Consider the following 13623-nt stretch of genomic DNA (forward strand, 5'->3'; position numbering starts at 1 on the left):
CGGTTTTATCCGGTGTGACCGCTCAGGGTCTGCCGGCCTGATACATCTCTGCGATTTCAGTGTCGGTCATGGCGCGGCCGAGAATGACGATTTCATCCATTTTGCCGTTAAAGCGAGAGCCATCGTTGGGAGCGCTGTCTGTGCCGATAAACAGCCCTGCATCTGCCAGGTCCTGTTTATGCGGCCAGCTTTTTGAATCGATGAGCATGCCGTTCAGGTAGAATCGGACCGTCTGATTATCATGGGTTGCTGCGATATGGAGCCAGCCGGACTGTTCCGGGATTTTGGTGCTGTAGATTTGGTTTTTGGCGTCTTCGGTATTCTTTTTTCGGGCCAGATGGATATTTTGCTTCCATTCCGGCGAGGTGGGACTTCGATAGCCCAATTGATAATTGCACAGCTCCTGCGGGGCGATGCGATTGGACAGAATGTGTCCGCCGTCTTTGGCGCTGGCGCAATAAATCCATGCCGCCACGGTAATGGGGCCATTGGTACCCAGTTTGGAATCGACAGGGACTTCGACCTGTTGTTTCTGAGAACGGTCGAACTGAAGAGCGGTTTTCTGAGGCCACCGACCGGTTGTCCAGGTGGGTTTGTTTTTATGGTTCATGCTGCACAGCGTTCCGTCGAGCGAACCCAGGGTTAAAGGCGCCTGATTGATCAATTTGTCCGGGTGGGCGTCATCTTTTTCGAAGGTATAGTAGGCGATGAGGTCTGGGTCTCGACGCAACTGGTAGCTGTATGCCATCCAGCGGTCGTAGGGCGACTGGGCGGCATTAAGTCTGGCGTTAAATTCTGCCGGACGGACAAAGAGACTGGAAATGCCCTGTTTTTTGGAGAGTCGGCCCTGGGCAGAGGCATGGCCGGCCTGGGTTTCGGTCAGCATCAGACGCTGATCAAAACGCAGAGGATTGGAGCCGGAACGCAATTCCACTTTGCCCTGAAAGACATGGGTCAGAGTATTATTGGATGCGTCGACACTGACACCGAATTCGGTACCATAATCGACGATACTGGCCTGAGGAGAACGCACGACAAAGGGCATTTCGGAGGTTTTGTTGATTTTGACGACGATCTGCCCCTGCTGCAGATAAAGCTGACAGGCGGATTCGATGGTCAACTGGGCCGGGCCCTGAATGATGGCCACTGTGCCATGATCAAAACTAATTTCAGCAAGTCCTCTGGCAAGTTTGATGGGGCCTGGATACAGGTCGCAGCCGGGCAGAATCTGACCCGAGGCATTTTCCCATTTCGCATCAATGGTGTTGACTAATTTGGCAACCGGATCGATACTTGGAACAGAGGCTGTTCGGGCAAAAAAGATCAACAGGATAAGGGCTGCCGCGGACACAATCAGAGAAAATAAAGACATCTTGCTGAAGTTATGGACGATACGTTCCTGAGGAGCAAGGGCTGTCAGAGACTCGATGGTCTTGGGCTGAGGAATGGCTGGGGCGGTTTTTTCCGCATCGGCCAGACAGTTCCACAAATTCTGGTCCAGAAATGCCGATGAACCAGATTCGGCCATGGACAACATCTCCATGTCATTAAGCCCGATATAGGATGCGATAAAATCATAATAAATCTGCCGTGCTGCCGCGCTGGTGGATAGAAGCGTGTTGAGCTGCCGGAACTCGGCTTCAGTAATCTCCCCTTCCATCGACAGCATCAGCAGATGCGTCAACTGGTCAATGAACTGAGGGTCTTTGTGCAGAGGATTCATGCTTTATCCTTCCATGGCCATCTTCAAACGGATGCATCGGATCAGACGACCGTGAATGCTGGATACCTTTTTCAATGCTGCCGGTGAGGATATCCCCAGACGCTGGCCGATTTTGGTAAACGGCATCTCCTGTTCATATCGCATTTTAACAAGCTGCAGGTCGTCCGGCGTCAGTTTTTTGATGCATTCTCTGAGGGTATCCATCCGGTAGTTGAACTGGCGGGATGCCGTCGCAGACTCCTCATCGATTTTGGTCTGCAACGCCTCGTCAAGGTGCAGTTTGCCTTCTTTTTTGCTTTTGCGGTAGTAGTTCATAATTTCAAAACGTGCTGTTGTCAGACTCCAGGCGACAAAATCGGTTTCAGGTCTATACTGGTCGAATTTTTTCCAGAGAATCGATAGTGTATTCTGGAAAATGTCGTCTGCGTCCGCAAAATTAGGCACATAAGACAGAATATAACCTAAAATGCCTTTCTGATTGGGCAGAAGCAGGCTTAAAAATTTATCGGAATTTTCTTTCTTTTCAGGATCCACTGGATGTTTTGTGTAAGACCTCAATTTGTTTAATCACACCATAGCCACATACATAGATAGTACGTTTAAAGCAGAGAGGACATTAACTTGATTTTCGAAAAGGAGGGATGCTCTTTGGATACACAATCTCCAGATTTCTGAGAAAAAGGAGCAAAAAGAGCGATTTTCCGTGCCCATAATCCAGGAGATACGAAATCTTCTATTGTTTGCCTCAGACTACGCTTGTCAGGACAGAAAAGTTATTTTGTCATAATCAGGATGGACTGAGCGGCTGCCAGGCGAATATAGGGTGATTCGCTGTTGAGTGCTTTTGCGAGATATCCTGTTAAATTGTGGGCTTTCATATTCCCGATAGCCATGACCGCCGTGCCGGTTGCGACGGTGGCCTGATTTAAGTCTGGATTGGTCTGGAAATATTTCACCAGGTTTTCAAGTCCGCTGGAATCGCCGAGTTTCCCCAATTCGTCTGCGGCACAGAGGCGAACTTCGGCAATGTCGTCTTTGAGCATGGTCTGGATGGCTTCTCGGGCCTCTTTGGTTCCCAGTGCCCCCATTCCGCGAATTCCCATGACGCGGTCATCGGCAAATTTGCTGATGAGCAGGGGCCAGAGCTTGTCCTTGTAAATCCGCACATCTTTGAGGCGGGCGATAGAATCTACGGCTTGAAGACGGACTTTGTCTGGAGCATCATTGTCGCGGCAGGCCTGATAAATCAGGGGTAAATCTTCTTTATTGCCCAGTTTTCCCAGCAGTAAAATGGCATTGGCTCGGACAGTGCCGTTGAGGCTTAATGCAGCCTCTCGGATTTTAGAGTAATGGGACGTATCTCCTGTTTTAATCAGGGCATAAGCGGCAGCAATTTGGACATTCTGGTCAGAGTCGGCAAGGGCTTTTTGGAGGTGGTCCCCGCATGTCGGACATCGCATATCTCCAATTGCGGCAGCGGCTGCAAATCGAACAGCCACCGAGGGGTCATTGAGTCTCTGGATAATATCACCAATTAACTCTTTCTGATTGGTCAATGCGGCAATCTCAATGGCATGAGTACGAATGGAGGCGTTGGTATCGGAGAGTCCTGTTTTGATCATGGCATATGCCTGGTTTTTGAGGGGCTTTAGCTCAACCGGCTTGATTGGGACGGCCATGGAGGCGGATGTTTGCTGGGGTACCGGGCGGCAACCGCATATCATGCAGGACAGGATAGTCAACACATACGCTATAGGCTTCATCGTCTTATTCTCCGTCTTTGTCGTTTCAGAAATATCATGATTGCCGTTAATATAAGCATGCCAGCGGGGAGTTTGTCAATCCAATCTCCGTTGCGGGTGTAAAATGTTACGTTTTTGACGCGGGGGATATGGTCCAGAAACCACCCTTCAACCCCCTGGCGGTCCATCACCTGTTCAGGCAGGGAGCCGGCGTGAAACCCGTTACGTAGTCTGCCGTCCGGCTCAATGAGACAGCTGATACCGGTGTTAACACTGCGGAGGATGGAAATCCGATTTTCGATGCAGCGAAAGACGCTGATGGCTGTCCGCTGGGGCAGTTCAACTGAGGGAACGACGGTTTTATCTTTAAATTGGACGTACCAGCCGTCGTTGCTTATGTTGACCAGCCAGTCCGCGGCCTTGATGTTGTCCTGATAAACCATTTTGCGGCTGATGGCCGGATCGGTGTCTTCATAGCATATTAATACGCCAAAGTGATATTCAATATGATTGAGCTTGACCGGAAACAAAACGAAGTCTTCACCGGGCGTCAGGTTGTAATCATAATCATAAGGACTAAGCTGCATAAATAGTTTATACAGCGGGGGAAACGATTTTTTAAAGGGGATGTATTCGCCAAACGGAACCAGATGGATTTTATCGTATCGCAGAGGGCTTTGTCTTCCGGTGGGCAGATACAGATAGGCCGAGTTGTAACGATCCACGATTCCCAGTTCGCTGCGTACCACACCCACTTCCGCCCCATGGGCACCGACCAGGATGTAGCATTGGTTTTTTTTGGCATATTCGGCTATCAGGCGATTGAACAACACGGGTTCGCTTTCGGGTTTATCGAGAAAATAGTCACGATATCCGGGATTGAGACTGGTCAGGACCATAGTTTCCGGCCAGACAATCAGTTTGGCACCGGCCTGAATGCACTGGTCACTGAGTACAAACAGGTTATCCAGAATCGCTCTGGCGTTATCGGTTTCTTCTTTGACGGCAGTGGGGATATTGGTCTGAACCGAAGCGGCAGAGCAATGGGAGGCGATTTCTCGATTGGTGTCGATTTCTTTAAGCCGGTAATTTCCATAAAGAATAGAGGATGCCAGAAGGGAACCTGTCAGGGCGGCACTGAACCACAGACGTTTACTAAATATATGTCTGTGTCCGATAGCTATAACAGCCTCCGCAGCCACGCCGTTAACCGCGGCAATCAAAGCGGATATGCCGAAAGTGCCGAACAGGTCGGCAATCTGAATCAGCGGCAGATGCCGGTACTGGCTGTGAGCCAGAAAATACCAACTGAAGCCGGTAAACAGGAATGACTGGATAGATTCGGCACCCACAAACAGGATGGGGATCGCCAGCACCATAGGCCAGTTGCGCCGTCGTAAAGCCCGAACACCCAGGGCCAGCAGCGGCCAGTACAGGGCCTGAAATGCGGCAAAACAAGCGTAACCCGGCCCGGTAATTGGAATCAGCCAGTAGAGGTTGCCCAGCCAGTAGGCCAGCGAGATCAGATAAGCGATGAAGAATAAGGGTTTGCCCGGGGATTGAGGGGAACAGGCCAGGACAAACGGCACCAGGGCAATCCACGCCAGCCCATCCAGATTCCAGGGGGCCTGACACACTGTCAGCAGGCCTGCGGACACCATCAACAGGGGGATTTGCAATAGATAATAGGGCCTGTTATTTTCGGACTGGATTGAATTTATCGTGCCACCCATGTCGTCAGCTCCTTGAGGGCTTTCTGGATTGCGCCCCGATCGTAGGTTTTGCCGTTGTTCATCCGGATATGGAATTGCCTGATAAAGGCTTCCAGAAACAGCGGAGTGTCGAGGATCGTTTGAGCGTGAATGCCCATTTCCACGAACAGACGTTTAAGCTCGAATGATTCAAAATGATTCAGCGGAGCGGTACGATTGGCCTCGATTTGAGTTTTAAGGTCGGCAAGCCGTTTGCGGGAGTTGATGACATAGTCTTCCGAGATATCGAAGCCGCAGTAGTTGCGTCCCAATTGCAGTGCAGCGGCGGCGGTGGTGCCCGAGCCGCTGAATGGGTCCAGGATCATGTCGCCGGGATTGGAACTGACCGCGATGGCGCGTGCCAGCAGAAGTTCAGGCATTTGGCAGGGGTGCCAGCCCTGGCGTTCTTTAAATGAGCCGCAGACGCGGGAGTAGCAATTCCAGGTATCACTGGCAATTTTGCCAATGCTGACGGCCCGGGCGTCATTGTAATAAAGCTGGCGATCGGAAGGAATACGCACGGCCAGGTCGTTAAAGACAAAGTTTTTGACGTCCCGAACAAAATACAGGATATGGGTATGCGACTTGGCGAATTTTTGGGTGGTCTGCTGACCGAAAGTATAATGCCAGATAATCCAGTTGCGAACGGTTAAGCCGAGCTCTTCGCCGATGATGCGTATATGGGCGGCATAGTCGTCGGCAATGGCGACATAGAAAGAGCCGTGGGGCTTGAGTACCCGCAGGCAGGCCGCCATCCAGTCCCGCGTCCAGGCCAGATAGTTGTTCTTTTCGAGCTTGTCATGGTATTTGTCGTAGCGGAAGCCGACATTAAACGGTGGATCGGCAAAGACCATATCCACAAACGGCTGATCGATTTTGTCGAGCAGCGCGATGCAGTCGCCAAGCAGGATGTTATTGTGATACTCGTGCATAGGGCGATATCATACAAGCAAGCTAAATGTTTGCAAGTCTTGTCTGGAAAAAGGATTATTTAAAAAATCCGGCCAGCCTTGCCACGGTCAGACTGGTGTAATTTGGTACCTGAATCAGGGCATCGGACGCCTCGGGCAGTTCGGCCGGGTCAGTTCCTATAGTAATGGCGATATATTTCATCCCGGCGTTACGGCAGGCCTTGAATCCGGAGGAAGAATCTTCAAAAACAAGGCATTTTTCCGGCGGCAGGCCCAACTCTGCTGCGGCCCGAAGGAGTCCTTCCGGGTCTGGTTTGCCCATTTTCAGCATGTCCCGGTTGATAGCAGTCTTGAAAAAGCGGCTGATATCCAGTCCATTCAGGACAAAATCGACATTTTCTTTCGGTGAATTGGAGGCTGCTCCGCAGGGGATGCCGGCTGCTTGCAGGTCTTCCAGCAGGCGTTTCAGGCCGGGGATTTCCTTCAGATGCGGGGCGAAACTGGTCCGGTAGAGCGTTTCCTTTTCATCGGCAATCTGCTGAATCAGCTCGGCGGTGGCATCGTCGCCAAAGAGATTACGGACGATTTTATCGTTACTGCGGGCGTGGATTCGCTCGTGATAATCCCGCTCGGTGAAATTCAGGCCGTGCTTGGCGGTCAGGGCCAGCCACGCGGCCCTGTGAAAGGCGGTATTGTTGACCATCGTGCCGTCCACGTCAAAAATGACGGCAAAAGTCGGTTTTTCTGTTTTCAATTTCTGTTTTCCTGTTTAAAGTAGTCCAAAAAGAGAGGAAAAGTGTACGAGAATCGGGTTCGGAAAGCAAGGGGCTTTGCCGGGCAAAATAGATAGATTGAAAAACGAGGAAGCCCAACTTTATCCCAAGAAAACGTGTAGGGATTTTTCATACGTTCAGACCGAATGCAACAGACAAATTAGGCAGGTGTATGAAATCAAAAGACTCGGCGATTGAACGGTATATTAAACTGCGTGAGCTGATTGACCAGATGGCGGCGGATTTGGAGACGATCAATGCCGGGGGGATGGTCTGTCGGAAGGGCTGTTGCGACTGCTGCGTCAATCTGACGGTATTTCCGGTGGAGTTTTTTGCGATTGTCGAGGGGATGAAAAAGGCCGGGGTGAGCAGGCCCGCCTTTGATGCGGCCAGGGCCTGCGGGTATCTGGATGAGCAGGGGGCGTGTGTGATTTATCCGTTCCGGCCGATGATCTGCCGGACACAGGGACTGCCGCTGGCGTTTTATGATGATCAGCAGGAGGGGTATTCGGTGACCTTTTGTCCGAAAAATTTTGCCGACGACGACCCGGAAGACCTCGACTTCGGCCCTGCTAATACGCTGAATCTGGACGACCTCAATGATGCGCTGTTTGAGATTCATCTGGCGTATCTGGCCGAACATCCTGAATCGGGCTATACCGAACAGACCCGAATTGAATTGAGCCGGCTGGGAGAGTATTTGTAAAGGTAAAAGGGAAAAGGCAGAAGGAAAAATGGGGGATTTTGGAAAATCAACTCCCCGGCCGATTTGTTTGCTATGACACCGTTTGCTTATGAAACGACATCGGATGGCTTTAAGCTTTGCTCTGCGGGCAAGTCCTCTGCACCGGACGATGACATAAACTATGAATATAAATTAGCAAAGTAAAGCAGGGGAAGATTTATAAGAAGCCGGGATATATAGAAAATAAGAAAATGTCCTTGAAAATTTGAACGAATCTGGTAAAATACCTTGAAAATTTGAATGGAGCCTTCAAGATTTCAAGGAACTTTATGATAAATAGGCAATATGACATCGAGAAAATCCAGAAATTAATCCACCTTTTTCCTGCAACGGCGATTCTTGGAGCTAGACAATGCGGCAAGACCACTCTTGCCAGACAGCTTGGAGCCGACCATTATTTTGATTTAGAGAATCCCCGGGATTTGTCTTTGTTGGCTCATCCCCAAACGACTCTCGAAAATCTCAATGGTCTTGTTGTGATTGATGAAATTCAGCGTAAGCCCGACTTGTTTCCGCTATTAAGGTATTTGATTGACCAGAATCCGCAAACCCGTTATGTCATTCTTGGCAGTGCTTCGCGCGAGTTGATTCAACAGAGCAGTGAAAGCCTTGCCGGTCGAATCGGTCATTATCAGCTTGGCGGGCTTCGGCTGATTGATGTTGGATCGGATAATCTCCGGCGGCTTTGGGTGCAGGGGGGGATGCCGAAGGCTTATACGCTGGATTCCAGCGATGCCGGCCAGTGGAACGCCAATTATATCACAGCACTTCTGGAACGAGATTTTCCGCAATTGGGTATTCGCGTGCCGTCCTATACCATGCGTCGTTTCTGGATGATGCTGTCGCATTATCACGGTCAGGTGGTTAACTACAGTGAATTAGCCAAATCGTTCGGGATATCGTCGCACACGGCTAAAAAATACATTGAACTGCTGGCCGGAACGTTTATGGTTCGCCAACTGCAGCCGTGGTATGTCAATGTTGGCAAACGTGTGGTCAAAAATCCAAAACTGTATATACGGGATTCCGGTATTCTGCACAGCCTGATTTCAATTCGGTGTTATGAAGATATTCTGTCGTATAACCGTCTTGGGGCTTTATGGGAGGGATTTGCGCTGGAGCAGGTCAGTCGCAGCCTGGACTTGCGTGATGACGAACTGTTCTACTGGAGAACACATGGCGGCAGTGAGGTGGATTTATTCTGGCAGGCACACGGAAAGAATTGGGCGGTCGAATTCAAGTATGCTGATGCTCCGGCCCTGAGTAAGTCCATGACGATTTGCCTTGATGATCTTCAACTGGAACATCTGTGGGTGGTCTATCCCGGCAAAGACAGGTATCAGCTCCATGATAAAGTTACGGTGCTTCCGCTGGCGGATATTGGGGATGAATGGCAATATTTCTGACCCATATAATTACGAATTGTAATTCCCCAAATTCATAGGACGTTATTTTCCCTTTTCCCTTTTTACTTTGTTAACAGGTACCACATTGTACCATGCTTAGCCGACAGTTCAAGGATGTTATCTTTGATGGGGATTTCGGTTTTCTTTGTGCCGTCGGGGTTGAGGGCGTAGCATGTCCAGACGGCGTTTTTATTGTCGGATCCCTGGAAAAATTTTGACAGGTCAAGCGTCCCCTCCACGGCCTCAATCTGGACGGGAGCCTGGCCCCATTTAAGCCCGACGGTGCGACGGTCGTCGGAAAACTCCATCCCGGTATTTTCGCACCGGCCGCATGCGGTGATGAGCAGTCTGGAGCTGGACGTGTGCATTTGTTTACCATCCAGTGCTGTGACCGTAATCGCGGACCTGTCCGGCAAGGTGATTTTGATCCAATCCAATGCTGCGGGTTTGTCGCGATGGCCCGCACTGATGAGGCAGAACCCATTGTTGATGAAATATCGTCCCGGTTCCCAATTCAAGTTTGTTACATGCGGGAAATTGCCGTTAGTTGGCTGCTGTTTTTGGGTTATCGTTTTTTCGGATTGCCCCATGACCCATGCGATTTGATGTTTGACAATGTCTTTGTAGGACAGTCCCGTTGCGCCAAACAGATTGGAGTTGTATTTGGAATGCAGGCTGGCCAGTTGGTCAAGAGCAGAGCCTTGCGGGCTTGTCAAAGCCAGTGTCATTTTGAAGTTCTGCGGAAGCAGCAGTCTTTCGCGGAAGATTAACGCCCCGGCCGGCACAAAGCCCCACTTGGCCGGGTTGGTGTCGATATCGAAATAACTGTTCATTACTTCGCGGGTCCAGGTGTCGCCGGTGTGGGAATAGGTATAGAGCCAGACGCCGTCCCAGTTTTGTGCAGCGGCAAAGGAGGCAATCATCGGTACGCATTCGGCCTGACTGTCCAGCGGAGCAGGGTGGTTGTATTCGGTTACGGTAAAGGGTTTGCCGGCCAGCCGTTCACTGGCCAGCTTGAACAGCGTTGCTTCCTCCGGGTACTCGCTCATGGCCTTCTGGTCGATCAGCCAGTCGGACGCATCCCAGGGCCGGTTGGGGAATCGCGGATGCTGCCAGTAGGCGTGTGAGTCGATAAAGTCCATATCGGACTGGGCATACAGCCCCAGCGGCCCGAAGACAATTGTGCCGGTAACCATCGCCTTGCTGCCGAGGTCGGTTTTGATGTATTGCCGCATTCCGTCGAAATAAGCCTTTTCCGTCTGGGCGAAAAACATCATCCGGTCGAGCTGGCGTGTTCTGGATTCCACTTCGCCAAAGAGCTTGACAGTGGCATGTTCAAGCGATTCGGTTTTATCCGGCGCAAAATCCGCCCCTTCGTGGAATCCGATGGCTCGCACATAGAACGGCTTGCTCTGTTTGCCGAAGCTAAATCCGGTACGGGCGTTATCGTCGCTTTGTGTTGCCGTGAATGTCAGGCGGTACTGCTTCCACTCCGGCCGCAGCGTAATGACGCGATACAGGCCCAGATTGTCCCACGGCTCATGGGCCTGAATAACGCTGACGGATAGCGTGCATTCACTGGCAGCTGCGATTTCAAAGGTAAGCGTGTAATCCTGTCCTTCCTGAAGGTTGAGTTTGCCCTGATTGAATTGCAGGTGCCATTCGATGCCGTCGCAGACAGTGGGTTCGATCAGTAGTCCCGACTTGCTGTTGTACTCAACCATAGAGGCTTTGGCTTTTGCGGTTTCGTGTTGTTCCAGCGTCCAGCCGTCCGGGGCATTGCGGTTGGCCTGCCATTGCCCGAAATTGCCGTTGGTCAGGAGATTGTCCCCCAGCGGTTTCGAGCCAGCCGACCAGCTTTCAATCAGCTTTGCAGTGGTTCCGTATTTGGATTTAAGCCAGCTATTGTACTGATTCTGGAGGATGTCGGCATAAATCGTCGGCAAGTTGGACAGGACTTCCGGTGCTGACCACATAAACAGACTGTTTTCATTGGTAATCTCGACTATTGCGATGGCCGGGTCATCGGCATAGCGATAGGGGCGGTAGGCATTCTTGTGGTTCAGTAACTGTTTGGCATAATCTCTCTGAGCTGCGACGAGTTCGGGCACAAAAATGGCAATCATCTTGTCCATCCCATCCGGCGAGGGCGGCAGGCCCAGGCTGCGGCTGTATTCTTTGCCGACATGCAGGTTCAAATCCGTATAAATCCCGCGTTTTGCCAATTGGTCGATGAAATAATCCAGTCGATCCAGGGCCTCGAGGTGGAGGGTTTTGCCATCTTTATCCCAGAGACCTCGCGGCCATGTGGCCGAATCCATGTGATGGCAGCGGATAGCGTTGATGCCTGCACATGCCAGCCGCTCGGCCACGATTTCGGCATCGGCATGGGTCGGAAAATTGGCGGCAAAAGTCAGATTTACGCCCCAAAACCGGATTGATTCAGAACCACGATAAAAATGACCGTCTTTGATATGAATCCGGTCCTGTTCGGTAATGGGTTTGTAATCCAGTTTGATTTCAGATTCGGGATTTACCTTGGCTGGAATTACAAACGGTACAAAGTTTCCTGCAGAACTGCGTAGCGTAATAGCGACTATTATGGATAGAATATAATACAGTTTCATATTTGAATTCCTATAACCTGGCATGGTTCTGGTTTTATCTTTAATAGACGCAGGAGGTACCTTTCAGGATACGGATTGTACAGATGTTACAGATCAACTTTCCCAAGAACAAAGAGAATTCCTGTTTGTGGTCTGTTGAGGAATATTTGGCCGGACGGATTTTTCTAAAAAAGTGCCAAAAATAGTATTGATTTTTCTGTGTTTTGGACTATTATCTATTCCCTCTTTCGCGGGTGTAGCTCAGTGGTAGAGCGTCACGTTGCCAACGTGAATGTCGTCGGTTCAAGTCCGATCACCCGCTTTTGAATTTGGGCAAAACACGATGTGTGAAGCCCCCGTCAAGAGTTCTTTAAGTTATTTAAATACAAAGCTTTAGCGAGTTATCGGCTAAACATTTTAGTCTGGCGTTGGTCGCTAAGGTACCGGATATTCGCTTTTGAGCGTTTATTGGATATGACAAACCAGCGGCAGACGTCGCTGGTTTTTTTATTGTGTCGTCATTAACATCAAAATAGTTAGGAACCCCATTATGGCAGAGAAGAAAAACATGGAGCAGGAACAGGCACCTGAAAAGGCCGAGGTAAAATACAATGTAACCATCGAGGATATCGGGCCTTGCAAAAAGAAAATCACGGTTGAAGTTCCCGAAAGCAAAATAAAGGAAAATATAGACAATAAGTATAAAGAACTCAAGAAAGATGCCGTGCTTCCGGGGTTCCGTAAAGGCAGGGCTCCATTGAGGCTGCTGGAGAAGCGTTATGGTACCGATATTCACAAGCAGGCCAAACTGGAGCTGATGATTGATGCGGCCCAGGCAGCAATGAAAGACAACAATCTGGATGTGCTGGGCGATCCCAATATTGACCACGAAAAGGTGGAATTGCCCGAATCGGGTCCGATGACTTTTTCGTTTGAAGTGGAAGTCCGTCCGGAATTCGACTTGCCCCCGCTGGAAGGCATTGAAATCGAAAAGCCTGTGGTGGAAGTGACGGATGAGAAAATCGATGCCGAAATTCAATTGATGTGCCGTCGTGCCGGCGTCTGGGCACCCAAGGAGGGAGAAGTTGCTGCCGATGACCAGCTGATTGCGGATGTCGTGCTGACGGTTGAAGGGGCTGCTGAGCCGGAAAAATATGACAATACTGAAATTTACGTTCGTAAGACGGGCTTTGTGGCCGGTGTGCCGGTGGAAGATTTGGATCAGCTTGTGGTGGGGGCCAAGGTTGGCGACGTGAAAAAGACCACAGTCAATGTGCCTGCGACGTTCTTCAATGAGCAGTATCGCGGCAAGAAGGTCGATGTGGAAATCACTATTAAAGACGTCAAGACTCTCAAACCTGCCGAACTCAATGCAGAAATGCTTCAGCGGTACGGATTCGAGAGCGTAGACCAGCTTCGCGATTCCTTCCGCCAGCAGTTGACTGAGCAAGCCGAACGTCAGGCCCGTTCTGCCATGAGCGACCAGGTGCGTGAATATCTGCAGGAGAATATCAAGTTTGACCTGCCTGCGGATGTGGTGGCCGATCAATCTCTGGCGATTCTCCAGCGGCAGTATGCCAATATGCTGATTCGCGGTATGAAGAAAGAAGACATCGATCAGCAGATGGATCAGCTTCGGGCCAGCAGTGAAGAACAGGCCAAAGAGCAGTTGAAGTTGTTCTTTATTATGGACAAGATTGCTCAGAAATTTGAGATCAGTGTCAGCGATGAGGAAATCAACGGTCATATCGCTCAGATTGCGGCCTATCGTGGTCGCCGGCCGGAAAAGATGCGTGAGGAAATGTATCGTGATGGGTCGCTGGCCAACTTCACCCTGCAGGTCCGTGAAGAAAAATGCATCGAGAAGATTCTGGAAAAGGCAAAAATTACGGATGTTGCACCTGAAAAGGCCACAAAGGTCAAGAAGAAAACAACCCGATCCAAAAAGAAAACCGAGGAATAAGGT

Annotated in this window: 10 protein-coding genes and 1 tRNA gene; 4 read left to right on the forward strand and 7 right to left on the reverse strand. The window is 50.3% G+C overall.

What is annotated here, in order from left to right; genetic code table 11:
• Positions 1 to 22: 22 nt before the first annotated feature.
• From ACQ9LF_RS13240 to ACQ9LF_RS13265, 6 genes are all read right to left on the reverse strand, one after another.
• Complete coding sequence (locus ACQ9LF_RS13240; RefSeq protein WP_462489893.1) at positions 23 to 1723, reverse strand: LamG-like jellyroll fold domain-containing protein; 1701 nt, start codon at positions 1721 to 1723, stop codon at positions 23 to 25.
• Positions 1724 to 1726: 3 nt separating this feature from the next.
• Entirely contained in the window at positions 1727 to 2257 is a 531-nt protein-coding gene (locus ACQ9LF_RS13245; protein ID WP_462489894.1) for a sigma-70 family RNA polymerase sigma factor, read from the reverse strand.
• A gap of 239 nt (positions 2258 to 2496) precedes the next feature.
• Positions 2497 to 3486 carry a HEAT repeat domain-containing protein gene (locus ACQ9LF_RS13250; RefSeq protein WP_462489895.1) on the reverse strand — a complete coding sequence of 330 codons (990 nt, stop codon included), beginning with the start codon at positions 3484 to 3486 and terminating at the stop codon, positions 2497 to 2499.
• Positions 3483 to 5198, reverse strand: coding sequence for an apolipoprotein N-acyltransferase (lnt, locus tag ACQ9LF_RS13255; RefSeq protein ID WP_462489896.1), 1716 nt, complete (start codon positions 5196 to 5198; stop codon positions 3483 to 3485). Before lnt ends, ACQ9LF_RS13250 begins: the two co-directional genes overlap by 4 nt.
• Positions 5183 to 6148, reverse strand: coding sequence for a DNA-methyltransferase (locus ACQ9LF_RS13260; RefSeq protein WP_462489897.1), 966 nt, complete (start codon positions 6146 to 6148; stop codon positions 5183 to 5185). Before ACQ9LF_RS13260 ends, lnt begins: the two co-directional genes overlap by 16 nt.
• A 55-nt stretch (positions 6149 to 6203) precedes the next feature.
• Positions 6204 to 6881, reverse strand: coding sequence for an HAD family hydrolase (locus tag ACQ9LF_RS13265; RefSeq protein WP_462489898.1), 678 nt, complete (start codon positions 6879 to 6881; stop codon positions 6204 to 6206).
• A 191-nt stretch (positions 6882 to 7072) separates the two neighbouring features.
• Here ACQ9LF_RS13265 and ACQ9LF_RS13270 point away from each other — a divergent pair, with 191 nt between their 5' ends.
• Positions 7073 to 7606, forward strand: coding sequence for a YkgJ family cysteine cluster protein (locus ACQ9LF_RS13270; RefSeq protein WP_462489899.1), 534 nt, complete (start codon positions 7073 to 7075; stop codon positions 7604 to 7606).
• Between the two features lie 308 nt (positions 7607 to 7914).
• Positions 7915 to 9051, forward strand: a complete 1137-nt coding sequence (locus tag ACQ9LF_RS13275) for an ATP-binding protein (protein ID WP_462489900.1) — start codon at positions 7915 to 7917, stop codon at positions 9049 to 9051.
• A gap of 62 nt (positions 9052 to 9113) precedes the next feature.
• Here ACQ9LF_RS13275 and ACQ9LF_RS13280 read toward each other — a convergent pair whose 3' ends face one another.
• On the reverse strand, positions 9114 to 11678 hold the full coding sequence (locus ACQ9LF_RS13280) for a carbohydrate binding domain-containing protein (protein ID WP_462489901.1): 2565 nt from the start codon (positions 11676 to 11678) through the stop codon (positions 9114 to 9116).
• 229 nt (positions 11679 to 11907) lie between these two features.
• On the opposite strand from ACQ9LF_RS13280, the gene ACQ9LF_RS13285 reads away from it, so the two are divergent.
• Together ACQ9LF_RS13285 and tig are read left to right on the forward strand one after the other, a co-directional pair.
• Positions 11908 to 11979: transfer RNA gene (locus tag ACQ9LF_RS13285), tRNA-Gly, on the forward strand.
• A gap of 228 nt (positions 11980 to 12207) precedes the next feature.
• Positions 12208 to 13620 (forward strand): trigger factor, encoded by a 1413-nt coding sequence (tig, locus tag ACQ9LF_RS13290; protein WP_462489902.1) that lies wholly within the window; start codon positions 12208 to 12210, stop codon positions 13618 to 13620.
• Positions 13621 to 13623: the final 3 nt, after the last annotated feature.

Source organism: Anaeroglomus insulsum (assembly GCF_050689095.1).
Taxonomy (GTDB): domain Bacteria; phylum Planctomycetota; class Phycisphaerae; order Sedimentisphaerales; family Anaerohalosphaeraceae; genus Anaeroglomus; species Anaeroglomus insulsum.

What these genes read in the sequence shown, in the direction of transcription:
- ACQ9LF_RS13275 (WP_462489900.1), top strand. Translation starts at nt 7,915, where the DNA reads ATGATAAATAGGCAATATGACATCGAGAAAATCCAGAAATTAATCCAC.
- ACQ9LF_RS13250 (WP_462489895.1), bottom strand. Translation starts at nt 3,486, where the DNA reads ATGAAGCCTATAGCGTATGTGTTGACTATCCTGTCCTGCATGATATGC.
- ACQ9LF_RS13270 (WP_462489899.1), top strand. Translation starts at nt 7,073, where the DNA reads ATGAAATCAAAAGACTCGGCGATTGAACGGTATATTAAACTGCGTGAG.
- tig (WP_462489902.1), top strand. Translation starts at nt 12,208, where the DNA reads ATGGCAGAGAAGAAAAACATGGAGCAGGAACAGGCACCTGAAAAGGCC.
- ACQ9LF_RS13260 (WP_462489897.1), bottom strand. Translation starts at nt 6,148, where the DNA reads ATGCACGAGTATCACAATAACATCCTGCTTGGCGACTGCATCGCGCTG.
- ACQ9LF_RS13240 (WP_462489893.1), bottom strand. Translation starts at nt 1,723, where the DNA reads ATGAATCCTCTGCACAAAGACCCTCAGTTCATTGACCAGTTGACGCAT.
- ACQ9LF_RS13280 (WP_462489901.1), bottom strand. Translation starts at nt 11,678, where the DNA reads ATGAAACTGTATTATATTCTATCCATAATAGTCGCTATTACGCTACGC.
- lnt (WP_462489896.1), bottom strand. Translation starts at nt 5,198, where the DNA reads ATGGGTGGCACGATAAATTCAATCCAGTCCGAAAATAACAGGCCCTAT.